This is a genomic window from Chthoniobacter flavus Ellin428 (genome assembly GCF_000173075.1).
GTDB classification, from domain to species: domain Bacteria; phylum Verrucomicrobiota; class Verrucomicrobiia; order Chthoniobacterales; family Chthoniobacteraceae; genus Chthoniobacter; species Chthoniobacter flavus.
This window is the reverse complement of the sequence record NZ_ABVL01000011.1, coordinates 32,910-59,825: the sequence shown is the minus strand read 5'-3', so window position 1 is coordinate 59,825 and position 26,916 is coordinate 32,910. Positions and strand designations below refer to the sequence as shown.

Annotated in this window: 24 protein-coding genes; 10 read left to right on the top strand and 14 right to left on the bottom strand. The window is 62.0% G+C overall.

Features of this window, described 5'->3' with window-relative positions; all coding sequences use genetic code 11:
• Window positions 1-20 precede the first annotated feature (20 nt).
• From CFE428DRAFT_RS18025 to CFE428DRAFT_RS18015, 3 genes are all read right to left on the bottom strand, one after another.
• Window positions 21-1,721, bottom strand: a complete 1,701-nt coding sequence (locus CFE428DRAFT_RS18025) for a hypothetical protein (RefSeq protein ID WP_006981057.1) — start codon at window positions 1,719-1,721, stop codon at window positions 21-23.
• A complete protein-coding gene (locus CFE428DRAFT_RS18020) occupies window positions 1,718-3,496 on the bottom strand; it encodes a hypothetical protein (protein WP_006981056.1) in 1,779 nt (592 codons plus the stop codon). Before CFE428DRAFT_RS18020 ends, CFE428DRAFT_RS18025 begins: the two co-directional genes overlap by 4 nt.
• Before the next feature lie 214 nt (window positions 3,497-3,710).
• Window positions 3,711-4,202, bottom strand: coding sequence for a VOC family protein (locus CFE428DRAFT_RS18015; RefSeq protein WP_006981055.1), 492 nt, complete (start codon window positions 4,200-4,202; stop codon window positions 3,711-3,713).
• A 130-nt stretch (window positions 4,203-4,332) separates the two neighbouring features.
• On the opposite strand from CFE428DRAFT_RS18015, the gene CFE428DRAFT_RS37510 reads away from it, so the two are divergent.
• Together CFE428DRAFT_RS37510 and CFE428DRAFT_RS37505 are read left to right on the top strand one after the other, a co-directional pair.
• Window positions 4,333-5,508, top strand: a complete 1,176-nt coding sequence (locus CFE428DRAFT_RS37510; protein ID WP_006981054.1) for a metallophosphoesterase family protein — start codon at window positions 4,333-4,335, stop codon at window positions 5,506-5,508.
• Between the two features lie 110 nt (window positions 5,509-5,618).
• Window positions 5,619-6,113 carry a DUF2062 domain-containing protein gene (locus CFE428DRAFT_RS37505; protein WP_049975678.1) on the top strand — a complete coding sequence of 165 codons (495 nt, stop codon included), beginning with the start codon at window positions 5,619-5,621 and terminating at the stop codon, window positions 6,111-6,113.
• Here the strand turns inward: CFE428DRAFT_RS37505 and CFE428DRAFT_RS18000 are convergent.
• The 4 genes from CFE428DRAFT_RS18000 to CFE428DRAFT_RS17985 all read right to left on the bottom strand — a co-directional run bounded on the left by CFE428DRAFT_RS18000 (window position 6,110) and on the right by CFE428DRAFT_RS17985 (window position 10,249).
• Entirely contained in the window at window positions 6,110-6,637 is a 528-nt protein-coding gene (locus CFE428DRAFT_RS18000) for a TM7S3/TM198-like domain-containing protein (protein ID WP_157447566.1), read from the bottom strand. The genes CFE428DRAFT_RS37505 and CFE428DRAFT_RS18000 overlap by 4 nt on opposite strands.
• Window positions 6,638-6,765: 128 nt before the next feature.
• Complete coding sequence (locus CFE428DRAFT_RS17995; RefSeq protein ID WP_006981051.1) at window positions 6,766-7,221, bottom strand: hypothetical protein; 456 nt, start codon at window positions 7,219-7,221, stop codon at window positions 6,766-6,768.
• Window positions 7,222-7,329: 108 nt separating this feature from the next.
• The gene (locus CFE428DRAFT_RS17990) at window positions 7,330-8,655 is read right to left on the bottom strand and encodes an SGNH/GDSL hydrolase family protein (RefSeq protein ID WP_006981050.1); all 1,326 of its coding nucleotides are present in this window, start codon (window positions 8,653-8,655) and stop codon (window positions 7,330-7,332) included.
• Window positions 8,656-8,716: 61 nt separating this feature from the next.
• On the bottom strand, window positions 8,717-10,249 hold the full coding sequence (locus tag CFE428DRAFT_RS17985) for a glycoside hydrolase family 28 protein (RefSeq protein ID WP_006981049.1): 1,533 nt from the start codon (window positions 10,247-10,249) through the stop codon (window positions 8,717-8,719).
• Window positions 10,250-10,365: 116 nt separating this feature from the next.
• On the opposite strand from CFE428DRAFT_RS17985, the gene CFE428DRAFT_RS17980 reads away from it, so the two are divergent.
• Window positions 10,366-10,830, top strand: coding sequence for a hypothetical protein (locus tag CFE428DRAFT_RS17980; protein ID WP_006981048.1), 465 nt, complete (start codon window positions 10,366-10,368; stop codon window positions 10,828-10,830).
• Window positions 10,831-11,025: 195 nt separating this feature from the next.
• Here the strand turns inward: CFE428DRAFT_RS17980 and CFE428DRAFT_RS17975 are convergent, their stop codons facing one another.
• From CFE428DRAFT_RS17975 to CFE428DRAFT_RS17965, 3 genes are all read right to left on the bottom strand, one after another.
• Window positions 11,026-13,317, bottom strand: a complete 2,292-nt coding sequence (locus tag CFE428DRAFT_RS17975; RefSeq protein ID WP_006981047.1) for a cation:proton antiporter domain-containing protein — start codon at window positions 13,315-13,317, stop codon at window positions 11,026-11,028.
• A gap of 648 nt (window positions 13,318-13,965) precedes the next feature.
• Window positions 13,966-14,982 carry a Gfo/Idh/MocA family protein gene (locus CFE428DRAFT_RS17970; protein WP_006981046.1) on the bottom strand — a complete coding sequence of 339 codons (1,017 nt, stop codon included), beginning with the start codon at window positions 14,980-14,982 and terminating at the stop codon, window positions 13,966-13,968.
• 99 nt (window positions 14,983-15,081) lie between these two features.
• The gene (locus CFE428DRAFT_RS17965; protein ID WP_042725267.1) at window positions 15,082-16,515 is read right to left on the bottom strand and encodes a DUF1501 domain-containing protein; all 1,434 of its coding nucleotides are present in this window, start codon (window positions 16,513-16,515) and stop codon (window positions 15,082-15,084) included.
• A gap of 112 nt (window positions 16,516-16,627) precedes the next feature.
• On the opposite strand from CFE428DRAFT_RS17965, the gene CFE428DRAFT_RS17960 reads away from it, so the two are divergent.
• Entirely contained in the window at window positions 16,628-18,208 is a 1,581-nt protein-coding gene (locus CFE428DRAFT_RS17960; protein ID WP_006981044.1) for a sulfatase-like hydrolase/transferase, read from the top strand.
• 188 nt (window positions 18,209-18,396) lie between these two features.
• Here the strand turns inward: CFE428DRAFT_RS17960 and CFE428DRAFT_RS17955 are convergent, their stop codons facing one another.
• From CFE428DRAFT_RS17955 to CFE428DRAFT_RS17945, 3 genes are all read right to left on the bottom strand, one after another.
• Window positions 18,397-18,879: a hypothetical protein gene (locus tag CFE428DRAFT_RS17955; protein WP_006981043.1), complete on the bottom strand. Its 483-nt coding sequence runs from the start codon at window positions 18,877-18,879 to the stop codon at window positions 18,397-18,399.
• Between the two features lie 91 nt (window positions 18,880-18,970).
• A complete protein-coding gene (locus CFE428DRAFT_RS17950; protein WP_006981042.1) occupies window positions 18,971-19,660 on the bottom strand; it encodes a dual specificity protein phosphatase family protein in 690 nt (229 codons plus the stop codon).
• Window positions 19,661-19,676: 16 nt separating this feature from the next.
• Window positions 19,677-21,254 (bottom strand): sigma-54-dependent Fis family transcriptional regulator, encoded by a 1,578-nt coding sequence (locus CFE428DRAFT_RS17945; RefSeq protein ID WP_006981041.1) that lies wholly within the window; start codon window positions 21,252-21,254, stop codon window positions 19,677-19,679.
• Window positions 21,255-21,466: 212 nt separating this feature from the next.
• Here CFE428DRAFT_RS17945 and CFE428DRAFT_RS17940 point away from each other — a divergent pair, with 212 nt between their 5' ends.
• The 6 genes from CFE428DRAFT_RS17940 (at window position 21,467) to CFE428DRAFT_RS17915 (ending at window position 25,619) form a co-directional block, all read left to right on the top strand.
• On the top strand, window positions 21,467-21,694 hold the full coding sequence (locus CFE428DRAFT_RS17940) for a hypothetical protein (RefSeq protein ID WP_006981040.1): 228 nt from the start codon (window positions 21,467-21,469) through the stop codon (window positions 21,692-21,694).
• 1 nt (window position 21,695) lies between these two features.
• The gene (locus CFE428DRAFT_RS17935) at window positions 21,696-22,259 is read left to right on the top strand and encodes a carboxymuconolactone decarboxylase family protein (RefSeq protein WP_006981039.1); all 564 of its coding nucleotides are present in this window, start codon (window positions 21,696-21,698) and stop codon (window positions 22,257-22,259) included.
• 136 nt (window positions 22,260-22,395) lie between these two features.
• Window positions 22,396-22,821: a nuclear transport factor 2 family protein gene (locus CFE428DRAFT_RS17930; RefSeq protein WP_042725295.1), complete on the top strand. Its 426-nt coding sequence runs from the start codon at window positions 22,396-22,398 to the stop codon at window positions 22,819-22,821.
• An 81-nt stretch (window positions 22,822-22,902) separates the two neighbouring features.
• Window positions 22,903-23,505 carry a pyridoxamine 5'-phosphate oxidase family protein gene (locus CFE428DRAFT_RS17925; RefSeq protein ID WP_006981037.1) on the top strand — a complete coding sequence of 201 codons (603 nt, stop codon included), beginning with the start codon at window positions 22,903-22,905 and terminating at the stop codon, window positions 23,503-23,505.
• 140 nt (window positions 23,506-23,645) lie between these two features.
• On the top strand, window positions 23,646-24,071 hold the full coding sequence (locus CFE428DRAFT_RS17920; protein WP_006981036.1) for a VOC family protein: 426 nt from the start codon (window positions 23,646-23,648) through the stop codon (window positions 24,069-24,071).
• 363 nt (window positions 24,072-24,434) lie between these two features.
• Window positions 24,435-25,619, top strand: coding sequence for a redoxin family protein (locus tag CFE428DRAFT_RS17915; RefSeq protein ID WP_006981035.1), 1,185 nt, complete (start codon window positions 24,435-24,437; stop codon window positions 25,617-25,619).
• A gap of 382 nt (window positions 25,620-26,001) precedes the next feature.
• Here CFE428DRAFT_RS17915 and CFE428DRAFT_RS17910 read toward each other — a convergent pair whose 3' ends face one another.
• On the bottom strand, window positions 26,002-26,913 hold the full coding sequence (locus CFE428DRAFT_RS17910) for a sugar phosphate isomerase/epimerase family protein (RefSeq protein ID WP_006981034.1): 912 nt from the start codon (window positions 26,911-26,913) through the stop codon (window positions 26,002-26,004).
• Window positions 26,914-26,916 lie beyond the last annotated feature (3 nt).

Genomic DNA, 26,916 nt, shown 5'->3' with positions numbered 1-26,916 from the left:
ACTCTCAAATCGTCTTTACCTCACGCGCCTCCTTTCTCGCCAGCTTGCGCGCGGAGGCGGGCAAACCATTCGTCGTTTCCACCGGTGGAGGGCGTCTGATTCAAAGCGAGCCAGCGCAAGGCCAGCAAATGCCGGCACGGACCCATCCGAATGCCCGCGCGTTGATGATGCCCGCATAGGCAGCGTCCACGCTTGATCCGGCCATCGGTATCGACGAGGACCTCGACCGGCTTGGACTCGACCTTGCCGGTGAAAATAAAACCGCCACTCGGCGCGGCGACGGTGCTTTCGACGATCGCGCGCTTGCGCACGAGCAAATCGTGCATGGCGGCGAATTCCGGATTCTCCGGCCCGAGCTCGGCCTCGCCGAGGACGCGCGGCATGATCTGCCGCCAGCGATACAAGCCCGCGTCGAGATCGGCGATGAGCTGACCGGTATGGGCGAGATGCTTCAACGCCGAAGCGACGAAGGAAGGCGGATGATTCACCGCGCGGACGATGTCGTTGAAAGATTGCGCGCGAACGGTGCGCATGTGCTGCGCCACGGTCTCGATCTGCACCGCGCTGGCCGGCGCGGGCGGTGCGAGCATGTCGAGCGCGGAGCCGTGCGTCCAATCGTTCGCCGTCCAGCCGCTGAGGCCGAGGGTGAGCCGCATCTCGCCCATGCGCGCCACCCAGAAGCTCGGGAAGCCGGTGCCGAGCAGGTAGACATCCACGCTCTCGATCATAGGCAACAGTCGCGCGAGCGCGAGCAAGCGCTGGCGTCCCCAGATGCGCACGGGCTCGGCCCAATCCGCTTCGGCCGTGGCGCCGTAAACCGGGATGCGCGTCTCCCACGGCTCGAGGACGAGCGTGAGGCCTCCGCCGTGACGCTCGAAGCGCAAGGCGCGTGGACTGGTGCGGGCGCGATGGCGCTTCAGCCACACCATCACGGAGTAAAGCGCTTCGCGGGTCAGCGTGACGCGGCGCATCGGCAGCGTCATCGCGCTTTGCAATTGCATGAAGCCGCGCAGCCAGCCATCGGGAAGATCGATCTTTTCCTCGCGATATTCCATGCGCCCGTGCGTGGCCACGTCGAAACCTTGCGGGTCCACGCGGAAACGCGTTTCGCGATAGGAGCGCAGCGCCTGGAACTCGTGATAGAGATCCCACGAGTAATCGACATTGGTTGTGCCGAGCTGGAGCTGCTCGCTCGGGCCGAAGCCATCGTCGCGATTCACGGTCAGGCAGCCGTAGCTCGATTCATCCGCGCTGAAGCACTCGAAAAAGACCACGTCGTTGGCCACCGTCACCACGGGATCACACGGCATGAGCAGCCGCCAGAGCTCCATGTCCGTCTGGCGCAAATGGTCGGCGTATTTTCGGCGGGCATCCCAATATTGATTGAGGAGGCGATGGTGCTGGCGTTCGAAATCCGGCGGCAGCGGCACCCGGCTTTTGGCGTAAACGTCGGCCTTGGCCTGCTTCAACGCTTCGCTGCGGACATTGCGCACGCGAGCGGCCTCGGAAGCTTTCCACGCCTCGTAAGCGCTTTTGTCGCGCTTCTTGTAGCGGTGGTCGCTGATGACGACATCGTGCAGCGCCGAGATGGCCTCACGAAAGCGCAAGGTGTGACGCAATGCGGCATCAAAGGCCACCGGTTCGCGGGAGAGATTCGGAGAGAATGAGAGCGAGCCGTCGGTGAGCGCACTGCGGCCGAGGTAGGCAAAGGAAAGGTTCATGCCGTCGCCGCCTCCGTGGTGAATTTCAATTCCGGCAAGTTCGCCCGCACTGCATCGATCAGCTCGGGGCGTTGCGCAAGCAGGGTCATGACCGACGCGAGACCGACGCGCATTTCCGGACCGCGCACGCTGCGGATGGCCACCACCAGCACGGGCAGCAGCGCCGGCGAGCGCGCGGGTTCGGCGGCAATCGCTTCCGCGAGCTGTCGCACGGCCTTGGCTTTCTGACGTCCGCCACGATGCACGCCGAGCAGCACCGCGGACCAGACTTGCGCGAGGCGATCGGGATCGGGTTGACGCTCGCGGCGCTCGAGTTCGTCGACCATCTTCAGCCGCAAATCTTCAAAAGGTGTCTCGGCGAGCCGGCTCCACAGCGCGGAGTCGCGGTAGCCGAGCGAACCTTCGGCCACGAGCCAGGTCCACGCGGCCGCGCGGGTTTCCGGCAGGAGGCTGTCGAAAAAGCGGCTCACCGCATTGAGGTTGTAAGCCTCCGCGGTGCCGAGGCGAGCGAGCGTCCAGGTAGCGATTTCACCGGCGACCACGGCGCATTGCGCGGAGGCCAACGCGGCCAGAGCCGGAGTCACATCGGGAGAAATCGAGCGCGCTTGCAGGAAACGGAAACCGAGCTTCGCCACCGGTACCGGCCTGGCGCACGTGAGCTCGATGCACTGCGCGAGCGCGAGGCGTTCCCCGGTCACGTGCTTTTCGAAAGCGGCGCACAGGGTAGCGAGCGCGGTCAGATTCTTCGTGCGCAACAGGTCCAGCCACGTGGTGACGGAAAGCTTCTCCAGGCCACTCTGCGTTTCGAAAAGCTCCGCGCCGAATTGCTGCACACGCTCGTCTTCATGATCGAGCAAGGCGAGCAATTCCACTGGGGTGAGCTCGAGCGATTTACCAACCCGCCGGAACATCTCCATCGCCCACATGCGCACGAGTTGCGAGTGCGCGCCGATGATCACTCCATGCAACACCCGCGCGGCTTCGGGCGTTTCCCAGGCTTTGGCAAAACGCGGTGCGGCTTTTAACTCAGCAAGCGAGTGCCCCTCGGCGAGGCCGATGTGATCGGGCTTGAAGGCCAGCGCCTCACTACCGCGGAAGCAGATGTTCAGCAGCGACCAGCTATCGAGGATGTGCTCCCCCTTCTCCAGGTCTTCGTCGCGATAATGCTTCAACGCCGGCGCGATAGCCGCGGGATAGTCCGCGGGCTGTCGATAACCGAGCCAGCGGAAAAAGCGCCACACCCGGCGGTGCAGATAGTAACGCGTGCGTTGCGAGAAGAGACGCCCGTGGCGCGGCATGCGCATGGGCTCCTGTCGCGTGATCATCTTGCGCGCGCGATAGTCGTAAGTGGAGACGGTGCGCGTCTGGCCATCGAGGGGGATGGTATCGCGTGGCGTGGCGAGGCGCTCTGTCGTGTAAGATTGACGCGTCGCGCGATCCCAATGCCATTTCTGGCGACGGACGCGGCGGACGAGCGTATCGAACGCCGCGAGAAAGGCGCCCATCAGCTCGGTATCCTTGTTTTCCTCGGCTTGCTTGAAGAGGCGCTTCACGATGGGCTGGTGCCCGGGGCAACTCAGCGGGAGATCGAGATAAGCGAAGATCTGCTGTCTCGCCCAGGGACGTGGGTCCTTCTTCCAGCGATCGGCAAAGCTGGCGAGCCACTTCGCGGAGGTGACGCCGCGCAAGGCTTCGAGGAATCTCGCGTCCTGCGACGCGAAACAATCCTCGACCAGAAGCATGGAGCTGCGGCTGTTCTCCGGGGTGGAAGGCATCGACTTCGGCAGGCTGCCGCTACCCGTACGGGAGTGTCAAGCGCATGGCTGTGAATTTGAGCGCCCGTGCGCCCTGAGGTGGCTCATTCTGTGGCAGCGGTCTCTCGCTGTCGACGGATAGGAGAAATAGGAAGAATAGGAGTTATAGGAGTCCCACCATTCCTATTCTTCCTATTTCTCCTATTCCTCCTATCCGCCGACGGTCATGCCCGTCCTATCCCGCGTAGGCGCGCTGCAGCTCTGCGATATCGATCTTGTCCATTTCCATGATGGCGGCGAAGACCCGCCGGCAGGCGGCGCTGTTGTGGTCGAGGAGCAAGGCCGGCACCAGCTTCGGCACCACCTGCCAGGAAAAACCAAATTTGTCTTCCACCCAGCCGCAGCGCTGCGCGGTGGGATCGCCATCGACGCCGAGCTTCTCCCAGTAGTAGTCGATCTCGGCCTGATCCTCGCACATGACCTGCAACGAAACAGCCGGGCTGAACTGGAATTGCGGCCCGCCATTGAGCGCGGTGAAGGGCTGGCCATTCAGCTCGAAGGCCACGGTCAACACTGTCCCCGCTTTCTTCCCGTGGATTTCGTTTCCTTCGTCCGGGTAATAGGTGATGGCGGTGATCTTCGAGTTCTTGAAGATGCCAACGTAGTAGCGGGCGGCTTCTTCGGCCTGGGTGTCAAACCAGAGGCAGGGAACGATGGTCGTAGTCATGATCGGGAATGGCTCGTTGAGGCGGTGGAGGTTAGTTATTCCAATCCGTGACGAACGGAAACCTCCTCTTGGGACATCCGCCCGGTGATTTGCGTTCGCGTTTCCAAAGATTTCGGGGAAAGATCGCTGTATGAAGGCCCTCCCCCGCCGACAATTTCTGCAAACCGCCGCATCTGCGGCGGTGGGCGTGACGCTGGCCAGCGCGGTGCGCGGTGAAGAAACACCGCCGCCAGCCCAGGAAACGTCCTCATCGTTTTCCTTTCCGCTCCTGGGCGATCTGCATTTCGACAAGCTGGAGCATCACGACATGGAGTGGTTGGATCGCAACAAGAAAGGAGACCTCGGTCAGATCAAAAACTACTCGCGGATTACCGCGGAGATCATGCCCAAGCTCTTCGGCGCGGTCCGGGAAACGGTCGCAGATTTGAACCGGGATGCCGCGACCCGGGTCCCCTTCGTTCTCCAGGTCGGCGACCTCGTGGAAGGATTGTGCGGGAGCGAAGAGCGCGCCGTACGGCAGAACCAGGAAGCCCTGGATTTCGTTCGCGGCGCACAGTTGGGAGTGCCCTTCGTCTTTGCCAAGGGCAACCACGATGTGACTGGCGACGGCGCGCCGGAGGCATTTGCGGAGGTATGCCACCGATTTCTCGGCGAGCAGGCCGTGAATTTCACCGGCGACGGGAAACCGAAAACGGCGGCGAACTATACGATCGAGCATGGGAGCGCCCTGTTTTGCTTTTTCGACGCCTACGACACGCAGAGTCTCGCCTCGCTGGAAGCGGCGCTGGCGAAGCGGACCGCACGCCATTGTTTCGTGATCATTCACCCGCCGGTCGTGCCGTACGGGGCGCGGGCGACGTGGAATATTTACGGGGCCGCGCGCGACAAGGCGAAGCGGGAGAAATTGCTCGAGATGCTGGGCCGGCAGAATGCGTTTGTCCTTGGCGGACACATCCACCGGTTCAACACGCTGACCCGCACCACGGCGGGGGGCGGAAGATTTGTGCAACTGGCGGTGAGCAGCGTCATCAACGCAGCCGGCACCAAGGCCAAGGATGCGCTCTCCGGCGTCGGGGATTACAATGGCGATCAGGTACGGGTGGAACCGGCATTTTCGCCGGATACGGAAGCCGCCCGCCGCGCGGTTTACGACGAAGAGCGCCCGCTTGTGACATCATTCGAGTACGCGGACCTGCCGGGGCATGCCGTGGTCGACGTGACGACCGCTCGCGTGACTGCGCGAATCTATGCGGGAGCGAGCCGGGAACTGTGGCGCGCAGTCGATCTCACGGCATTAATGGGATAGCGCACGGAACGCAGATTTTACGAGAATACCACTGGGCAGAAGCGGACCAGTGGAGTATGAGCGGTGCCCCGTTTTCAGTCCGTGCGTCACGTTCTGAGCGAATTTTATTTGTGAGATTCCGTCTGCATCCGAAACAACTCCTCCGGCAAGCATGGCTTCGTTTGCGCCAGTTGCGCGACGCGCCGCATGCGGTCGCCGGAGGGCTGGCCATTGGCGTCTTCTGGGGATTCACGCCGCTGACGGGGCTCAAGACATTGCTGTCCATTTTCACGGCGTGGATAACGCGCTGCAGCAAGATCCCGGCGGTCATCGCCGTGACGCTGCACGACATTTTGATCCCGGTGTGGCCGATCATCCTCCGCTGGGAATACGATCTCGGCTTTTGGATCCTGAATCGGCCGCACCGTTTTCCGCCCAAGCTGGGGATTGGCAAGATTCACATGTCCGAGTTGCTGCAGTGGAAGACGCTCGGCGTGCTGTGGCCGACGTTCGTCGGGTCGGTGGTGATCGGCGTGCCGATCGCACTGGTCACTTACTGGATCGTGAAGTGGGCGCTGGAGCGTTACGAGAGCAAGCATCACCGGCACCTCACGCCGCCGGCTTAGTCGGTTTCCGGGCGCCGCGAGCTTTCGAGGACTTTCCCCTGCACGAGGATGCCGAACAGTGCGAGGGCGAGAAAGGCCACGGACGCCACCTGATGGCTCAGCGCGAACGGGTGGATGATGAGATGCGCGCCGCTAATCGAGGAGAGAATGATCAGCGCCCAATTGAAAACGACATACATGAGGAGCGCGCCGATCACGCCGCCGATGAGAAACGAGACCCACGAACTTTCCGGCGACTGCAATTCCCACGATCGCAGGGCGGTCATCAGGAAATAGCCGCCGGAGAGGAAGCCGGCGATGCCGATGGCCATCTTCTGCACGAAGATGGCGATGATGGCGCCGATCAGACCCAGGATGAGCCCGGCGATGAGCGCCCAGTCCGGCTGATGCGGAAAGAGAACGGTCGCCGCCTCGAGGCCGACGACAAAGCCCACCGCGCCGACGAAGAGCCAGAAGAGTTTGCGGCCGAAGAAGAGCAGGACGAGCCCCACGCCGAGCGCGGCCACGGGTGGGAGTGAGGCCAACTGGTCGGGAAGATGGTGGTGGTGCGCGGACATGATCCTGGCCATGGAGAACGTGGGACCGCTAGAAGGGCAACGTTATTCAGACGCCCGGCCACGAACGGAATTCAAAACCACGGGCTGCCGACAGGTCACCAATCCTCGGGATGAAAACTCAACAAGCGGCGAAGAAGGTGGTGGAGCGGATGACGCTCGGCGTGGTGGTGTTCGCGAACGACTCGGGTCGGGCGCTCGACCGTGACGTGCGTCACCGGAGCCTCCGCGGGGCCGGATCCATCATCGGCAATTTCATCTGGTTGCGTCGCCTGTTCGTAGTCGTCGGCCAACACGATCGTGTTCGGCCGCTTCACAATGACTTTTGTTTGTGCGGTCGCAGGCTGGGAAGCCGGTTTGGCAGCTTCGATGACCACGGGCGCCGGAGTGGTAGCAGGCGCACGCGTTTTGGCGGCGTCTGCTTTTTCGAGATTCTGGAGAAATTGGCGGTCGGCTTCTTCCGTCGAACCGGGCGCGTTGGTCGGCGCGGCGGTCACATGGAGAGCCGGGGGCAGAACCGTCAGGAGGACGAGGGAAAGGATCTGCTTTTTCATGTGCGTTCAGGATTCGAGAGGGCCGGAAAAGACCTTCTCCAATCTGAATCGCACCCCGTTGCGCCGACGGTCGGAAAGGAGCGTCAAGAGAACGCGAAGGGTGTCACCTTACTGAAAACACTTCCACAACTCCTCGGCGAAGAGGCGGTGACCGCGGTCGTCGGGGTGGTTAATCGTGTTGTGCAAGAGTGTGAGATACGGAATCCCTTCCTTGGCGAGATGTTCCCAGCGCGCCGAGGCGTCGGCGAGGCCGACCTGGTGTTTGCTGGCAAATTCGCGCAGGCCGAGCACGTAGGGGCGGTGCTCCGTTTCACGCATCGATTTGAAGCCCATCATGCGCCACATGGTGAAGTGCGGCGTGATGAGGATGACTTCGGCACCGGTCGGTTCGAGACGCTTGAGAATTTCGCTGTAGCTCTCCTCCACTCCCGCGGGATTGAGCCCGGCATCGTTGACGAACTCGATGGTGACGAGGTCGGGCTTCGCGGCCACAACACGATCGAAGCGCGCGGGATTTTCCGCACCGTGCAGGTTCCGGTAGGGATGTTTTTCCGGATCGAGCCACTGGCGGCTGTTCGAACCGCCGGCGCTGATATTCTGCACGTCGATCTTCGCCTGGGGAAAGCGTTCGCGCAGGCCTGCGGCGAAGACGTCGACATAACGCGTCTCGGGTTTGGAAGCGTTGCCACCCGCGGTCACGGAATCACCGAGGCAGACGATGGTCACGGGTTGGCCGGCCTTGAGCTTGGCGAGCGTTTTCGGAATCCGTCCGGGCGTGCTGGCGGTGACGGCTTGCGCGGGCGATTCGAGAATGGGATAAACGTCGTCGTTGGTGATGGTCTTCACGCCGTGGTCGACGAAGACGTGCGCGATGGCGGTGCAACCCGGATCGGCCTCCGGCGGCACGGGCACGCTGATATGCGGCTCGCCTTGCTTCAGAGAGACCTTGCCGCTCGGGTCGACTTGCACGGTATCCAGGCGCCGCAGCGAAACCCGGTAGCTGGCGTAGACGGTATCATTGGCCGTAACCCGGCTCTTCGGACCGAGGCCCACGTGACCCCATTCGGAGTCGACGAGATAATCGTCCCCTTCCTTGAGCAAATCGCCGCCTTTGGTCGCGCGGATCTCGAGCGAACCAGGAACGAAAGACCCAGCGGCGTTGACGTCGCGGGCATTGCAGCCCCGAAGGCGCGTGCCCTTGGCCCAGCCGGCGGGTTTGTCGGTGGAAAGCTTCAGCGCCTCGTCGGTCACCGATTGAACCGGAGCCGGTGCGATGTTGAGCGTCGCGGCTTGCTTGACCGCGACCTTGTGACCGGCGACGTCCGCGTCCCCGGCGGCGACGGTCAGCGTGGTGCCCTGTGCCGCGAAATCCACGGCGTGAAGGGTGGCGATGGAAAGGGACAGGACAGCAGCCGCGAGCAGCAGGGGTTTCATGGAATAACGAATGAGGGAGGCGGGAGAGTAACCGCCGGAATCCGCGCGCCTTAGCCGCGGCTCAAGGCTTTTTGGCGACCGCCGCGTCGAGAGTGCGGATAAATTCCCGGGTCCCCTCGGGCTGCGGCGTGTCGGTGAGTTTCCAGCCATCGACGCCGCGCAGAACAATCACCGGATTGTCCCCCGCAGGACCCATCTGCACGTGATTGAGCTGCACGTTCGAGGCATCGTCGAAAACCATGACGGAGCGAAAATCTTTCGCCGTGGCGCGCAGGGTGACGTTTTCGAAAGTGATGCCTTCCGCGTGCCGCACATAAAAACCCCAGGCCGGCAGTTCGCCGAACATCGAGAACTCCGGGTAGCGGTCTTCCTGCTCGGGCACCGAGGCGAGATTTTCCAGCGGAAGATTCGCGATCTCACGACGACCGCCACCCGCGGTGGTGATCGTGATGTTCTTCAACGAAACATTCGCCACGCGATGACCGGGCAGGCCGGTGATGGACGAAGGAAAAAGATTGTGCGCTCCCCGGACCGCCGGACCGGCCAGTGGATAACCCGCGTCCGGCGCCGTCGCGGGAATCTCCACGGTGACGTTGCTGATGCGCACATCGCGGATGCTGCCGGGACCGGTGTCGCGCTGGCGATTGCCGAGGCGGATGAAAATGGCGCCGCCGGTGTTTTTCGCATCCACATCGGAAACCTCCACGTCCTGCATGGCCGCGCCGTCCACGCTCTCGAGCGCAATCGCGGAGCGAAACGTGTCGTGAATGTGCAACCGATGCGCCTGGATGTGCTTGAACCCGCCGCGCGAACTCGTCCCCAGCTTGAAGGCATTCGCGCTCGAACGTACGGTGCAGTCTTCCACCACGATGTCCGTGCAAGCATGGCGCTCGCCTGATTTCAAACAAATCCCATCGTCCGCACTGTCGATGTCGCAATTGGTGACATGCGCGCGGTGGCAATCAACCAGATCGAGCCCGTCGTTATTCCAATAAGCCGTACTCCGCACCGTCACGTGATCGAGGGTGACATCCTCGCAGGTGAGATAAGTCTGCACCCAACAGGAGGAATTTTTCAGCGTGATGCCTTTCAGCGTCACGCCGTGACACTCGAGCAGTTCGATGAGTTGCGGGCGGTTCTGTTCCGCCGGCCGATGACTGGCCAGCGGATCGACGATCTTCTTTTCCTGCACGAGCCGCATCACATCCGCGGCCAGTGCGGTGCCCTGGCCATCGATCACCCCGTCACCCACGATAGCGATGTTATGCTGCCGGCGAGCTTCGATCAGCGCCAACCAACGGTTCTTGGTGTAGTCCGCTTGCTGGGGACTGCCGAGCAGCGTGGCGCCCTTGTCGATCTGCAATGTCACCCCGCTTTTCAAAATCACCGTGCCGCTGAGGTAAGTGCCCGTGGCGAGACGCACCGTTCCACCAACCTTCGCCGCGGCATCGATCGCGCGTTGCAAGGCGGCGGTGTCCTTTGTTTTGCCATCGCCCACCGCGCCGTATTGCCGGGGATCCAAGGTGGCCGCGGCGAACGCCGAGCAGCCTGCGGCGAGCAGGATCAGCCCGGCGAGGAAGGAAAGAGAGCGCATGGGTGTGCCTATACCCCAACGCCATTCGCGAGGGAATAGCGAGCCTGACCAGCGCTGGCTCGCGCTTTCTGCCCCCACGGTTGACCTGCCGGAGGCAATCGGGCACCGTCCCCAGCATGATGAACCTCCGCCGCTGGCTTACCGTCGTTGTCTTCACCCTCTCCGCAGTGTTGGCGCAGGCGGCGAGCCCCGCCGACGAAGCGGCCGAGGCGATTACCAATGACCTTTTTGCGCAACTGGATCGCGTCATCGATGTGGTGCAGACCGTGAAGGACGAGGATTCCGCCAACAAGGCGGCGGACCAGTTGAAGGTGATCGAGGACAAGCTGCGCAAGATCAACGAACAGATCCGGACCGCGGAGCAGCCGAGCAAAGAGGAGAGCGTCCACATGATGGAGCAGTTGAAGAAGAAGCTGCCGGAATTCCGGACCCGCCTCAACGCGACGAAAGATCAGATTCACGCGGCCGGCCCGGCTGCGGCCGCGACCGTGGGCAAAGCCGTGAACTCGATCTTCCAGACCCTGCAAGCTTTTGGAGAAAACGTGGGGAACCGCCCGCCTCAGCCGGCCACCGGCAAGTAACCAATAGCGGCGGCGCTCAGGGGCGGTTTCCTGGAAAAATCCTGTCCCGCGAGGTGGTGGCCGACACCGCGGGCGCTTCGCACCGGGAGTTTTTGGGTCAGCGACTTGGAAGTCGCCGCTCCCAGTCGCCCGTGCACGACCGCCTCCGAATGCGCAACCGGGAAAGATGGTCCGAATATCGACCGCCGCTGCAACTTACGTCGTCACCACCAGCACCGGGCACGGTGCATTGGCGATGACCGTCGAGACGCTCTCGCCGAAATGCAGGGTCTCACCAGGGCGCGGCTTCGAGCCGAGGACGATGAGTTGATGCCCGCCCTCCACCGCTTCGTTGAGGATGGAGTTTTCCTTCATCGGGCCGGAGAGAATCTTCGTCACCACGTGCACGGATTCGCGATCCGCCAGCGAGACCATGTCCTCGATGATCGCGCGGCCGCTGCGCGGTAACTCTCCGGCGCGATACTGCAGTTCGCTGGTCATCTTGGGCAGCGACACATGCAGAGCAGTAACCGCCGCATTGCAACCTTTGGCAATGGCCACCGCGACCTCCGCACCGAAGCGCGAAAAATCGGCGCCAGTGGTGGGCACGAGAATCCGGCGCAACGGCTCACCGAGTTTCGCGCGATGACTTTCGTGACAGCAAAAAATGGCGATCGCGCCTTTGAAATCACGCACGATCTTTTCCACGCTGGCCGGGAATTTCGAGGAGCCGTCGAGCAGATATCCCCCCACCGCCAGGTAGATGAGTTCGTAGCTGTTCTTCGCTTCGGTCAAAATGCTGTCGGCCATCGGGTCTTCTCCTCCATGGGCGCGCTTTTTCGCCGGCATGAGGGTGATCAAATCCTGAATGCGGAGTTGCTGCGTGTGCGCCGCGTGGGCGGCGGCATCGAGCGGGTCGCGTTCGGGAGGATGCTCCTTCATCTCCTTTTCCTCGCGCACTTCGATTTTGTGCGCAGCGCCACTGGCCGATTCGAGCAGGCGTTTCGACGGCGAAAAGGCTTCTTCCGGGCGGCTATCGGCTTCCCCCGTTTCCATGATGGTCGCCGAGAGATGACGCGAGCCGATCAACCAACCCGCGAGCATTGCGGCAAACTCGCCCGCGGCGCTGCGATCGACCGCGACCAAGGCGCGCTGGAGCCGCGGGATGATGTCTTTTTTTTCCTTATCCTCCGCCTCCATGCGTTTCTTTTCTTCCTCGCGCAAGGGCACGTGCGCCAGCGCCCAGCGCAACAGGGGCGGCATGCAGAGCGTGGTCACGACGGCCATGACCACGATGAGCGTGAAGAGCTTCTGGTCGAGCACGCCCATGCTCAGGCCGACGGTGGCGAGGATCACTTCGGTCGAGCCGCGGGCATTCATCGCGAAGGCCACGGCCAGCGATTCCATGTTGTGCAAGCGGCCCACCAACCCGCCGACATAACAGCCACCGAGCTTGCCCAGGCTGGCGACGGCGATGAGTAAGAGCGCCAGCCCCAGCAAGTGCGGATCGTGCAGCACCTTGAGATCGATGGAGAGACCCGCGACGCCGAAGAAGACCGGCATGAAGAGCGCGACGATGAGGCCGCGCAATTCCTCCTGGATGTGCTTCGTGAGAATCGGGGATTGGCCGATCATGATGCCGGCGACAAACGCTCCCAGCACCGTGTGCACGCCGATCGCATTCGTGATCAGCGCCAGGACGATCATTACCGCGAGGATGAGGCTGATGACCGGCATCTCGATGGTGAAATGGTCGTTCGTCCAGCGAATGAGGCGCGCGATCCAGCGGCGTCCAATGGTGAGGCAGAAAGCGAGGAAGACGATCGTGCCCAGCACGCTGATCAACACCGGACCGAGGACGATCTTGCCCTTCGCCGCCAGACCACCGATCAGCGCGAGGATCGTCCACCCGGCGGTGTCATCGAGAATCGCCGTCGCCATGATGATCTGCCCGAGATTGCGCCGGAGGAAATCGACTTCCTGGAGCACCGCGGCGACGATCTTCACCGAGGAAATGGAAAGCGCCGTGGCAAGGAAGAGCGCGGTAATGAGGCGCCGGTTCGGATCGGGCAGCAGGTCCTGCGGCAGGAATTCACCGAGCAGGAAACCGCACGTAAAAGGGAAGGCAATGCCCGCGATGGAAGTCACGGCCGCGGTGCGCCGCACACGCTTCACGAGGGCGAGGTCCGTCTCCATGCCCGTGACGAGCAGGAGCATGAGCACGCCCAATTCGGAAACCGCGCTGAGCATCTGTCGCTGCGAGGATTGGGTCGGGAAAATGAGCGCGTGCGCCTCCGGCCAGATGGTGCCGAAAACGCTCGGCCCGAGGATGATGCCCGCCAGCAGTTGCCCCATCACAGCCGGCTGCTTGATCCGCTGCATCAGCTCTCCCAGCAACCGCCCGATGACGATGAGCAACGCCACCTGGGCAAAGAAGAAGAGCACGGCGTCGTTGCCGTGAGGAGCCGCCGCGGCCAGGGTTTGCAGTTGGAGGTTGAGCGCTGCCATCAAATGTCAGGGAGCGGGATGTCAGCAGTACTTTCGGCGAATTCCTACAACTTTAATCGTAGATTGTTCCGATGTCGACCGATTGAGGGCACCAAAGACTCGCTCCGGACAGGGCGCAGCACCGCATAAAACTTCCCATCAAGCGGTTGCGGCTCCGAAAAAATCGCCCCTCCCCGCTCTGGTGGACGCTAGAAATTTACGATATTTCTGCTCACCATACGGGCCAGGCGCCGCTTTCCTTTTCATCGCTCGGCTTTGGAGTGGAGACGCGTAACGAATAGCCCCCGGCGCGCCAACCTCAGCATTACCCACATCTTTTCTCGGATTTAGGACCAGGGGTAATACGGCCGTAGCTCACTGGGAGGGGCGACTTCCTAGAAAAAACCCTGCGTCGCGGAGCGACGCCCTCAAAGAGAGGCGCTGCGCGCATCGGTTTTCGGTCAGCGACTAGGAAGTCGCCGCTCCCAGTGGCCCCATCCCCTTCGACGTCTGAACACCGCGCAAAGATGTGGGTAACGCTTAGGCGCCAACGGCGCACTCCATGCCAGCCTGGGCACCACCCCGAAGTATCCGTTTAGCGCGTCGGTTTCAGCCCGGAGGGCTGAGATCAACGCACGAACAGCCCTATTGGATGTCCTGCCTTGCGCCTTATGGCTTCGCCGCGACTTCCGCCTTCGCCTTGTCGAGCACTTCCTTCAGTGACACCTCGGCGCCGCCGCGACGTTTGCTTTCATCGGCGGCCTCCATGAAGGTGTAGAGTTCCAGCGTCTCGTCGGCCGTCACCGGGACCTTGCCGGTGCGGAACATATCCACGATCGCGAAGAGGAGCACATCATAGCCGTCATACGTGCCGATCGCCGCTTCGCCCTTGTCGCCCACGGCCTTGCCGCCGTAGCTCTTGCGGTCCTTGCCATTCTCCTCGCGGAAAATCCCCGTGCGCCCGCCCGACCACGTGCCGGTGACCATGATCTTGCCGTCATCTGTCGTGCCGCGCTTCACCGACTGGCAACCCGTGCCCATCACCGTGTAGAGCGCTTCGCAGCCATGCACACCATACCAGTAGAGATCGGGATGCGTGGGCTCGAGATGCGCGGGGCTGAACGTCTCCGCGCTCTTCACCTGGCCGATGGAACCATTGCGCACCGCCTGCACCGCTTTGCCGAAGCGCAGCGACGACGAGCAGAACAGCGGCGTGTTCGACTTCTTCGCCAGGTCGAGGATGCGGATGGTATCGGCCAGCGAACCGGCGATCGGTTTGTCGATAAAACACGGCTTGTGGGCGGCGAGCACCGGCTTGACCTGCTCGAGATGCACCCGGCCATCGTTCGATTCGAGAAAGACGACGTCAACCTTCTTCACCAGGTCATCGACGGAATCGACGATCTCCACGCCGAGGTCTTTCACCTTGGCGGTGTATTCCGGCACGCGAGTGGTGCTGCTCGGGATATCCTTGCTCCCCTGCGGATACGCGGCGACCACCTTGATGCCCGCCACCTTGGCCGCGTCGTCCGGATTCTTCGGCCCTTTGTTCAGCGTCTGCGTAAAGGCGAGCACGTGCGAGGTATCGAGTCCGATGATGCCGGCACGGAGTGGTTTCGGTTCATCGGCACGCACCGTGGCGGCCAAAGCGAGGGCGAAAACGGGGAGGAGGAACGAAAACTTCATGGCAACGATAATGCAAAACTTCGCTCAAACTTAGCAATAATGATTACCCGCTCTTCTGGAAAGCGATCGCTCCCCAGAACACTCCGGCACCCTCGCTTCCTATCCAATCAACTCCGGAATCGCCCGGCCGTTGTTGACGATGGGCGTGGGGCGACCGTTGAAATCCTTGATCGTGACCTTGTCCGAGTCGATACCGAGGTGACGATAGATCGTGGAGAGGAAATCACCGGGCGAGCAGGCGCGCTCGACGACGTCTTCGCCGCGGGCGTCGCTGGCGCCGACCACGCCACCGGTCTGAATGCCGCCGCCGGCCCAGAGATTGGTGAAAGCGCGCGGCCAGTGATCGCGCCCCGGCTGGACGGTGCCGGTCGGGCCGCTGCATTGTCCGCCGCCAGAGCTCGGCTGGTGGCTGATCTTCGGGGTGCGGCCGAATTCTCCACTGACCACCACGAGCACGCGTTTGTCGAGACCACGCGCATAGACATCCTCGATGAGTGCCGAGACCGCCTGATCGAATGGCCCCATGCGGAAACGCAGCGCGTCGAAGATGTGATGATTCACCGCGTGATCGTCCCAATTCGCCACACGGCCGCACTGCGGGCCGTCGAGGCAACTGGTGATGATCTCGACGCCCGATTCGACGAGCCGGCGCGCCAGGAGCAATTGCTGACCCCAGCGATGGCGCCCGTAACGGTCGCGGGTGCGCGCGTCTTCCTTGTTGAGGTCGAAGGCGTTGCGCGTCTGCGGATTCGTGAGCAGCGTCATGGCCTGCTTTTCGAACTCATCCAGCGCGTGCATTTCGCCCGCGTCATCGAGACTGCGCTCGAGCGTGTCGAGGTTGCGCCGCAGGGCCACGCGATCGCTGAGCCGCGCCGCCTTCGAAGGATCGGACAGGCCGATGTTTGGCACTTCGAAATCCGGCCGGCTCGGGTCGCCGAGGACCGCGAAGGGCGAATACGCCGGGCTCACATAGGCCGGGCCCGCGATGGTGAAGCTGTCGTAATTGACGATCGGATTGACGCCAACGTAGTTCGGGATCGGATTTTTGCGGCCGCCCTTGGTGCGCAGGTAATTCGCCACGGTCATCCAATCGGGCAACACGGGCTTCGGCTTGTCGCGCGAATCGGGATCGCCCGAGAGCATCTGCAGCGAACCGGCCGGGTGTCCGCCGCCGGTGTGGGTCATCGAGCGGACGAGGGTGAATTTATCCGCGATCTTCGCCTGCAGCGGGATGAGCTCGGTGAGCTGCATGCCGGGCACCTTGGAGGAGATCGTCTTGAACGGGCCGCGATATTCGCTGCCGATATCCGGTTTCGGATCGTAGGTATCGAGATGGGAGCATCCCCCGCGCAGCCAGACGAGAATCACCGCGGTGCGTTCCTTGGGAGACTTGGTGGCATTCTCTGCGCGAAGCCGCAGCAAGCCTGGCCAGCTCAAAGTCGCAAATCCCGTGAGCCCGATGCGCATAAATCCGCGACGGCCGATCGGGCCGGAGCACGGAAGAATGGAAGGCGTTTCTGGAAGGGAAGACATGGACGTGCGGGAGCATAGGGATAACCCATTCAGGCCGAGGTCACTAGGGAGAATCCCAGAGATCTTTGCAACGAATCGCACCGCTGACGGTTTATTTTGGCGTCTCCGCCTCATGAAACCCTCCCAGTTCCCATGGCTCGTGGCGATCCTCTTCATCGCTGCGCTCGCGTCCCCTTCCTCGGCTGCGGATCACAAGCCGCCGAACATCCTTTTCATCCTCGCCGATGACCAGAGCTACAAAACCGTCGGGGGCTATCCGGAATCGTGGCCCTGGGTGAAGACGCCGAATATCGATGCGTTGGCGGCGAGTGGCGTGCGTTTCCAAGGGGCGTATCTCGGCTCGTGGTGCATGCCTTCGCGCGCGGCCTTGCTGACCGGGCACTGGCCACACGGCATCGAGTCGATGCGCATGGCGGGGAAATATCCGGACAGCACCTATGATCCGCAGCAGTGCCCGTTCTGGCCGAAGGTATTTCGGGAGCACGGCTACCAGACGGCGCAGATCGGCAAGTGGCACACCGGCGAGGACGCCGGCTGGGGACGCGATTGGGACTACCAGATGGTCTGGAATCGTCCGAAGCATCCGGAAAATGCGGGTGCGTACTATAAGGACGAGATCATCGCGGCGAACGGCGAGGAGCAAACGATCCCGGGCTATCCCGCGGATAACTATAACAAGTGGGCGTGCGATTACATCCGCGGCGCGCATCGTGATCCGCAGAAGCCCTGGTATCTCTGGCTCTGCTACGGGAACATTCACGGGCCTTCCATCCCACCCGCGCGGAACAAGGGAATGTACCAAGACGCCGCCGTGCCGGAGCCGGCGGACATCCTGCCACCGCGACCGGGCAAGCCCGAGTATCTCAACCTGACGCAAGCGTGGGCGCGGACGGAGGATGGACACATCGTCTTCTCCGCGGGCGGTGGCGAAGCCAGCGAAGACGGCAAGGCCGGCAGTGTACAAGGCGCGGGCAAGCCCGGCAAACAGAAGAAGGGATTCGAGGATTGGGTGCGGCAGGTGAACGAATGTGTGCCCGTGGTGGATGACGGCGTCGGCCAGCTGATCGCGGCGCTCCGCGAGACCGGCCAGCTCGAGAATACGCTCGTCGTTTATTCTGCGGACCAGGGTTTTGCCATGGGTGAGCACGGTTGCCGGATGAAGGTCGCCCCTTACGATGCAAATTACCGCTCACCGTTTATCGTTTCCATGCCGGGCACGGTGGCCACGGGCAAAGTGTGTCCGCAGGTGGTGAGCAGTGTGGACCTCATCACGACCTTCTTTGCTTTCGCGGGATTGGAGCAGCCGTGGAAAATGCACGGCCGCGATATCACGCCGCTGCTGCGCGATCCGGCCATGGCCTGGCCGTATCCCTGCCTCTACGAGCATACTGGTGAAACTTATGGCAAGGACGTGGGCAAGATCCTGCGCAACAAGCCGCAGAAAGCTGAGCACCAGCATGTACCGTGGTACGATGCCGTGGTGCAGGATGGCTGGAAATACATCCACTATCTGCGCGCCGGGGAGATTGAGGAACTGTATGATCTGCGAAAGGATCCGGAGGAATTGACCAACCTCGCCGCCACGCCGGAGCAAAAAGAACGGTTGGAAAAGCTCCGTGCGGTGTTGCTCGAGGAATTGCATCGGACGGACGCAAGTTACGCCGACACGCTCGGCCTTGCGCCGGGAAAATAGGAGCAGTTTTCAATGTGACAGCGGCATCCTGCCGTTGGCTTGGGACGATCAGCGGCAGGATGCCGCTGCCATCATGCCCTTCGGCCACGCGGAAAAAAAAGATGGCGGCCCCACTTGCGCGGGACCGCCATCTTGGAAATGCAGGAGTGACCGAGGCCGGGGACGGCGCCGCTGCCGCTTGATGCGCCTTACGGCTTGACCGACTTGAGCACCTTCAGCAATTCAGGGCGCTCTTTCGCGGCTTCGTCTTTCTCGCCATGCACGCAGGCGGCGAAGACATGCTTGCCATCGGTAAAGATGACCACGTCGGCACTGCCGGGATCGTTGTCGTCAGCCTCAGCGCCCTTGCCGATGAGATGCTTGGCGTCATGACCGGCGACCTTGATGTCTTTCGTCTCGCCAGGAACGAATTCCACGAACTCGCTCTTGATGATTTTCGCGGCATTCGGCACGGCCTCGGCCACCGTCTTGGCGCCGGTGACTTCCCACACATAGATCCACCACTTGTTCCCGTGGAGAATGGTGCGGCCGGCTTTCTTGGTAACTTCGGTCTCTTTCGGGACGGTGACTTTCAACGAAGCATCACCCGCGGTGACGGTGATGTCCTTGTCCTCGGCGAAAGCGGCGGAGCCGATAAGGATGAGAGCCAGGGCGGCGATATAGGTACGCATGAGTATGGAGTTGGGTTTGTTTAAGGAGGTATGGGCGAACGTGATGGTTCGCAGGCGGAATATGCTCTGGCTGGCAGAAATTTGACGAATGCTATTTCTGTCGCGCGCTGCCGACACCCCCAAGTTGGGTGTACGACCGAAGGCATTCCATTTGCGCCTCGTTGAGACGAACGGCCGGGCGCGTCTCCGCCAGCAGTTTCAAGCCAGCCTCGATGGAGGTAATACGGCCGGTGGAAAGCAGATAGGCCACAGCAAAGAGACCGCTCCGTCCGTGCCCTTGCGCGCAATGCACGAAGGTCTTTCCCGGTGCCAGGCTGGAGAGAGCTTCCTTCAATCGCTGGAGCGACGGAGCCGTCCCGTCGAGGATGGGAAAAGAGTAATAACCCTGGGCTTTGCGCAGAGCGCGCGGTTCGGCGAATTCCGCGGTCAGGTCTACATAATTCGCAAAACCGCGGGATAACTCGTGGCTCAACAACCGGCGGCCGATGCTCACCTCATGACAGATTTCGTTGATCACCGGCTCGGAATTAGCGAGCCGGTAAAGATGCCAGACCGCGAGGTTTGAGAGATGCATTGGCAGAAAAGCGACCCAGCTCCACCAAGGCAATGTGCCGTCGGATCGCTTTCCGAAGAGTCGGTGAGCCCGGCGCACATGAGCGATTCCGAGCAATAGAAAATTGGCGGCAAGCCAGATCAGCAAAACGCCGCCGACGCCTGCCCACGTGATGCCCAACGTGATTAGCGCTGCGGCCAACGCGAGGAGAACGACGGCGTATGCCATTTCCAAAAGCAGCCAATCAATCCTTCTGCGCCTTGATCCCCAGCGCCTTGATCCGCGAGGCGAGGGTGGTCGGCTTCATGCCGAGCAATTCCGCGGCGCCGCCGGGGCCAAAAATCTTGCCCGCGGTCTGCTGCAGGGCGGCGCTGATGTTTTGCGCTTCCCGCTGTTTGATTTCCGCGCGCGTGACGACACCGGAAGGCGATAAAAGAGGAACATTTTCTGCGGGAGCGGTCGCCGCGGATGGCCCGAAAGCAGCGCCGAGATTCTCGAACTGCAGCGGGCCGCCCTGGCTGAGGATCACCGCACGTTCCATCACGTTTTGCAGTTCGCGCACATTGCCCGGCCACGAATGCGATGAGAGCATTCGTAGCATGGGCGCGGAGATTTTTGGCGCGCGGGCATTGAGGCGGCGCGCGGCCGCTTTGACGAAATGCTCGGCGAGCAGTGGCAGATCTTCGCTGCGCTCACGGAGCGGCGGATTGTCGATCGGGAAAACGCTCAGCCGATAGAAAAGGTCCTGCCGGAAGCGGCCGGCGGCGACTTCCTGTTTCAGGTCGCGATTCGTCGCGGCGATGATGCGCACGTTGACCTTGCGGGTACGGGTGTCGCCCACGCGTTCGATCTCCTGCTCCTGCAACACGCGCAGGAGCTTGGCCTGCATGGTCAGCGGCACCTCGCCGATTTCATCGAGGAAAAGCGTGCCGCCATTGGCCAGTTCGAAACGGCCAGGCTTGTCGCGCATCGCGCCGGTGAAAGCGCCTTTCATGTGGCCGAAAAATTCGCTCTCGAACAACGGCTCGGGCACGGCGCCGCAATTCACTTTCACCATGGGGCGGTCGCGCCGCGGGCTGCGCTCGTGAATGGCGCGGGCGACGAGTTCCTTGCCGGTGCCGCTCTCGCCAGTGATGAGGACCGTGGCATCGGTCGGCGCCACGAGGTCGATCTGTTGCAGGATCTTGCGCACGACGGCGCTGCCGCCGACGATGTCGCCGGAGCCATTCACCGCGCTGACTTCCTCACGCAGGTAAATGTTTTCCTCTTCCAGCCGTTGCTTGAGAAATTCGATCTCTTCGAAGGCATTCGCGTTGGCGATGCTCACCGCGGCGTGGTCGGCGAAGATGCGCAGCCATTCGAAATCCGGCGGCCCGAGCACGGCGCGGTCGAAGATGGCCAGCACACCGAGCGTTTCGCCGCGGAAAACGAGCGGTTGCGCGGCAAAGGTGCGGATGCCTTCGTGGGCGAACCATTCGCGGTCCGCGATCCATTCTTCATCGCCGCGGACGCCGGGCAGGAGCATCGGCTGGCCGCTCGCCGCCACGCGCCCCACTTTGCGCTCGCCGAGCGGGAAGCGGCGGAAGGCGCCATCGATGCGGGTGAAATCTCGATTGAGATCGGAGGAATTGCCGGCGCTGGATACGAGGTGAAGGCAGCGCGATTGGTCAGGGCACTCTTCGCGGAAACGACACGTGGCGCAGAGATCGCCCATCTCGACCAGCCAGATGCGGGCGAGGACGACGTTCTTGCACGCCGCGATGCCGCTGACGACCGACCGGAGCACGTCAGGCAAGGTGCGACCTTCGGCCATGGAGACCATGACGCGTGGAAAATCGACGCAATTCACAAGGCCACGAGCATACGAAGACTCGTAGCGGGCGCAACGAAAAGTCGTTCATTACTAAATATCGTAGTGCACTTTGTCGGGCAAATTAGGGCCTGTTTTTCTCTGTAAATAGGCCCTCCGAGCCGATTGGCACGCCTCCTGTGTATATAAGGGGCAGTCCGAAACCAAACCATCCGCCCCTTTCCATGGAAAACGACCCCGGCCACATCATTCAGATCGTCTTCTTCGCCATCTTCATCGGCACCCTCCTTCTCGGGGGGTATCTGATTGCGAATTTCAACCGCTTCTTTGGGCCTGACCCGAATATCCCCAGCGAGACGGCCAGCGGTCGCGCCTATACCAAGGTGCAGATCATCACCGTCTGGTTGCATGCCGTGGCGATCACCGGGGCGCTGGCTTTTCTTTTGCACTGACATGAATCGTCTCCATCAAGTCGACCCTGCCCAGGCCACAGGCAAAACGCAGGAGCTCTTCGGCGCGGTCGAGGCCCGTCTCGGCAAAGTGCCGAACCTCATGCGGGTCTTCGCTAATTCTCCGGCAGCCCTTGAAGCTTACATGAATTTCAGCAGCGCGCTGATGCGTGGCTCGCTGCCCTTGAAATTGCGTGAATCGATCGCGCTGGCGGTCGGCGAAATCAACGGCTGCGGTTACTGTCTGAGCGCCCACACTTTGAGCGCGGGCAAAGCTGGCCTGAGTAAGGAAGACGTTCTCGCCGCGCGCCGGTCGACCTCGGCGGACGATAAATTCGACGCCGCGCTGAAACTGGCCCGCGCCGTCGCGCTGCAGCGCGGCCACATCGCCGACGCCGATTTGCAGAACGCCCGCAGCGCTGGACTGAACGACGCGGAGATCGTCGAGATCATCCAGCACGTCGCGCTGAACACCCTGACCAATTACACCAACGAAGTCGCCCGCACCGTGTTGGATTTTCCGGAAGTGAAACCCGGCGAACTCGAACCGACGCTCGCGACGGTCTAAGCATCCGCCTCCAACACCTCAACACCAACACCCGCACCCAACAGCCCATGACGCTCCGCTCCGGTGAAACCCAAACGCCGGGGCGGGCGCGTGGCGCATTATGACTGCCGCGGACCAGAAACCAGAAACCTTCGCCATGACTCCCCGCCTGCCGCTCCCACCTTTCACTCTCGAGACTGCCCGGCAAAAAGTGCAGATGGCCGAGGACGCCTGGAACTCTCGCGATCCCGAGCGCGTCGCCGGCGGTTATTCACCCGATACCGAATGGCGCAACCGCGGCGAGTTTCTCCACGGTCGGGAGGAAGTCGTCGCCTTTCTGCGGCGCAAATGGGTGAAGGAGCAGGACTATCGCCTGCGCAAAACGCTGTGGGCTTTCACCGAAAATCGCATCGCCGTGCGCTTCGAGTATGAGTGGCACGACGCCGCGGGCCAGTGGTGGCGCAGCCACGGCAACGAGAATTGGGAATTCGACGCGCAGGGTTACATGGCGCGCCGCTTCGCCAGCATCAACGACCAGCCGATTTCCGAAGCAGAACGAAAGTTCCACTGGGAACGCCGGTGATCTCCGCCCTCGTTTGCGCACCCATGCTGCAAACCCGCGACGGCTATCAACTATCCACTATCAACCATCCACTTCCTCCGCATGGCCGCCAAGTTCATGCAAATGGCCCTCACGCCCGCCGTACAGGCCGCACAGGATCGCTACTTCGGCCGGCACTTCGTCATGGCCGACGCGCCCGAGCGTGATGCCCTGACCGAGGAGGAACTCAGCTTCATCGCCACGCGCGACAGCTTTTATATGGCCACCAACAATGCCGACGGCTGGCCGTACATCCAGCATCGCGGCGGCCCGGCGGGTTTCCTGAAAGTTCTCGGGCCGAACTTGCTCGGCTTCGCCGATTTCAAGGGCAACCGCCAACTCCTCAGCACCGGCAATGTCGAAGGCGACGATCGCGTCGCGCTTTTCCTCATGGATTACCCGGGGCGCGAACGGCTCAAGATTCTCGGCCACGCCCGCGTCCTCGACGCCCGCGAGCATCCCGAACTCGCCGACCAACTCAGCCCCACGCCGGAGCTGCGCCACCGCATCGAACGCCTTTTTCTCGTCCACGCCGTGAGCTACGACTGGAATTGCCCGCAATACATCACCCCGCGCTACACCGAGGCGGAGATCGAACAACGGATCGCACCTCTCAAAGCCCGTCTCGCGGAGTTGGAGGCCCAGGTGGCCGCCAGGGCCGGCTGAAAAAAGTTCACCAAATTGAAACTGGCTGTCCTGGAGCGGCTGGGCCAAACGTCATTGGTTTGTCGGCGCGTGGATTGCCACGAACAAATCCGCGACGCCGACGAATCCAAATCACCAAACCAAACGAAAGGTTCACCACCATGTCCGACACCTCCCTTCAACCCTATCTGTTCTTCGGCGGACGCACCGAGGAAGCCATCGAATTCTATCGCGGCGCACTCCATGCCGAAGTCGTGATGATGATGCGCTATAGCGACAGCCCCGAGCCCAGCCAGATGCCGTTGCCGCCCAACTGGGACAAGAAGATCATGCACGCCAACATCAAATTCGGGAACAATCAGATCCTCATGTCCGACGGCTGTGGCGACGAAAAGAAGTTCGACGGCTTTTCGCTGGCCCTCACGCTTTCGAACGAAGCGGAAGCGAAGCGCATTTACGATGCGCTCAGCGCCGGTGGCGAGCCCAGCATGCCGCTGACCAAGACCTTCTTCTCTCCCGCGTTCGGTATGTTGCGCGACCGCTTCGGCGTGAATTGGATGGTCATGGTCCCCGGCCAGCACGCCTGATCCCACACGAAAGAAAAAATTCACGCGCCCTGTCCGGCACCGTCCGGGCAGGGCGATGCGTTTTCACGGGATGCGCTCCGTGTATCGCCCGCCACAACGCCGGAGGGACGACGAGGCCGCCAAGCGCGAGATTTTAAAACCGCGAATGGACGCCAATAGACGCGAATAGAAAAAAGCCTTCGCCTCCTTCATTCGCGTTCATTGGCGTCCATTCGCGGTTCTTCTTCGTGGCGGCTCTTCGGCGGCGGCTGCGCTGTCGTGGTAAAATTTCGGAACCGGAGGACAACGGAAGGCGCTAGGAAAAATGGAGGTCCACGGTATTCTTGGAGACTCTTCGCCGTTCATTCCCCACTCGCGTCTCCCATGAAACTTCTCCGTCTCACGCTCGCGTTTCTCTCTCTCGCCCTGGTCTCCCTTGCGCCCGCTCACGCGGAGGATGGCCTGCACGATTTGCAAATCGGCGACCCCGCGCCGGATTTTTCGCTGCCGGGCATCGACGGCAAAACGCACACGCTGGCGGAATACAAAGACGCGAAGCTGCTGATGATCGCGTTCATCTCGAATCATTGCCCCTCCTCGCACGCCGCGGAGGGCCGGATGAAGCAACTCATTGCCGAGATGAAGGGCAAGGGGTTCGTCTTCGTCGCCATCAATCCGAACAATCCGAAAGGCCTGAGCCTCGATGAACTCGGCTACTCGAAGTACAACGACAGCTTCGAGGACATGCAGAAATATGCGAAGGATCAGGGCTTCGATTTCCCGTATCTCTACGACGGCGAGACGCAGGCCGTGGCGCACGCCTACGGCTGCCTGGCCACGCCGCACGTCTTCCTCTTCGATGCCGAACACAAGCTGCGCTACAAAGGGCGCTTCGACGATTCGGAATACGCCGATCCCTCGACGGTGAAATCGCCCGACGCGCGCAATGCCGTGGAAGCGCTGCTCGCCGGCAAGGAAGTGCCGGTGGCCGAGACCAAGCCGCACGGTTGCTCGACGAAGTGGAACAGCAAGAGCACGGGCATCGCGCAGAAAATGGAGAAGTGGGACAAGACGCCGGTCGATGTGCAAATGATCGACACCGCGGGCGTCAGCGCCCTGCGCAAAAACGGCTCCGGCCGCGTACGGCTCTTCAATGTCTGGGCCACCTGGTGCGTTCCTTGTGTGCAGGAATTTCCGGAACTCGTCACGACCGCGCGGAAATTCGACCTGCGCAATTTCGAATTCATCACGATCAGCGCCGATGATCCGAAAGATCCGGCGCCGGTGAAAGCCTTCCTCGAGAAGCACGGCGCGGGTCTGTCGGCGCGCGGGAAGAACGCGGTGAAATCCGAAGGCCGGACCACGAACAGCTACGTCTATAATGGCGACAGCACGGACGACATGATGAAAGCGCTGGACCCCGAGTGGCCCGGCGCCATCCCGCACACCGTCCTGGTCGGTGCGAATGGTGAAATCCTCTGGCGTCACAACGGCCCGGTCGATGGCGATGAATTGCGCACCAAGGTGCTGGAGGCCATGGGGCCGTACTACGTGCCCGGCACGCGGTAATTTCGAATCCAAGAGCGGCGCTTCCGTGCGATCCGGGGAGCCGGTCCTCGAAAAGCGGCGCAGCAGCCTAAGCATTACCCACATCTTTGCTCGGTGTTTAGATATCGAAGGGGATGGCGCCACTGGGAGCGGCGACTTCCCAGTCGCTGACCGAAAACCCAATGCGCGCAGCGCCTCTCTTTGAGGGCGTCGCTCCGCGACGCAGGGCGACTGGAAAGTCGCCCCCTCCCAGTGAGCCGCAGCCGATTTTCCCCCTGTCCCTAAACCGAGCAAAGATGTGGGGAATGCTTAGGCGGCAGCCCCGCACCCCAAAACGCAGCCGCGACACATCGCCACACGCAATTCGTGCGGCAATACGCTCTGCGATTTGGCAGAGACTGCCTTACTTTGCCGCCGCCGTTTTGAAATCGGGCTTCGGGCCACCGGAGCCGGGTTGCTCGAGCTCCTCTTTGCACCACTCGAGCCCGCGCAAATAGTTGCCGAGCGTCACCTCCGCATCGCCGCCCTGCTCGGCGATCAAGCCGACCGGCCCATTCCAACCGCTATCGACGATCACCTTCAGCATCCCCAACTCGGAGTCCCCCTGCGACGGCGGCATCAGTTTCCCGCCGCCGTTCTTCACCATGCCAGTGACATTCACGGCCACGACATACGGCTGGATGCGTTTCCAGATCGCCGGGAAATCCGCGATGTCGTCGTGCCCGTGGCTAAAATTGTAGACGATGCCGACATCGTGCACGCCGAGTTTTTTCAGGTGCTCGATGATTGCCACTTCATTGTCCATCACGCCAAACCAGCGGTTGTGATTGTAGAGCTCGACCTTGCAGCCGTACGGCTTGGCCAGCGCTTCGATCTGGCGGATGCGTTCAGTCTCCTGCGCAACACGTGCCTCTTGTTCTTCGGGACTCTTCGTCGGCTCACCGCCCCCCATCACCCACAATTGCGGATGCACGTTGTGGCGCTTGAAGACATCGAGCATTGTCTGGAGCACCGGATCGTGCGGTGCGGTCGGCGACCACCAGGCGGTCAGTTCGATGCCATGCTTCTGCAGCGCCTCGATCTCGGCATCGAAGGTCGGAATATCTTTCGCCCGCCAGTCGTAGACGAAGTGCTGGAAGCTCAATTTTTGCAGCATCTCCGCGCGCTCCTCCGGACCACGATGTTTCGCATCGAACGGCACCACGCACCAAGCGTGCAGATTGCCCGGCGCGAAAAGTTCCGCAGGCGTCGCGGCTTGTGTATGCAGCGGCGCGAGAGCGAGGAGCGACAGGACGAACAGGGGAAACTTGCGCATAAC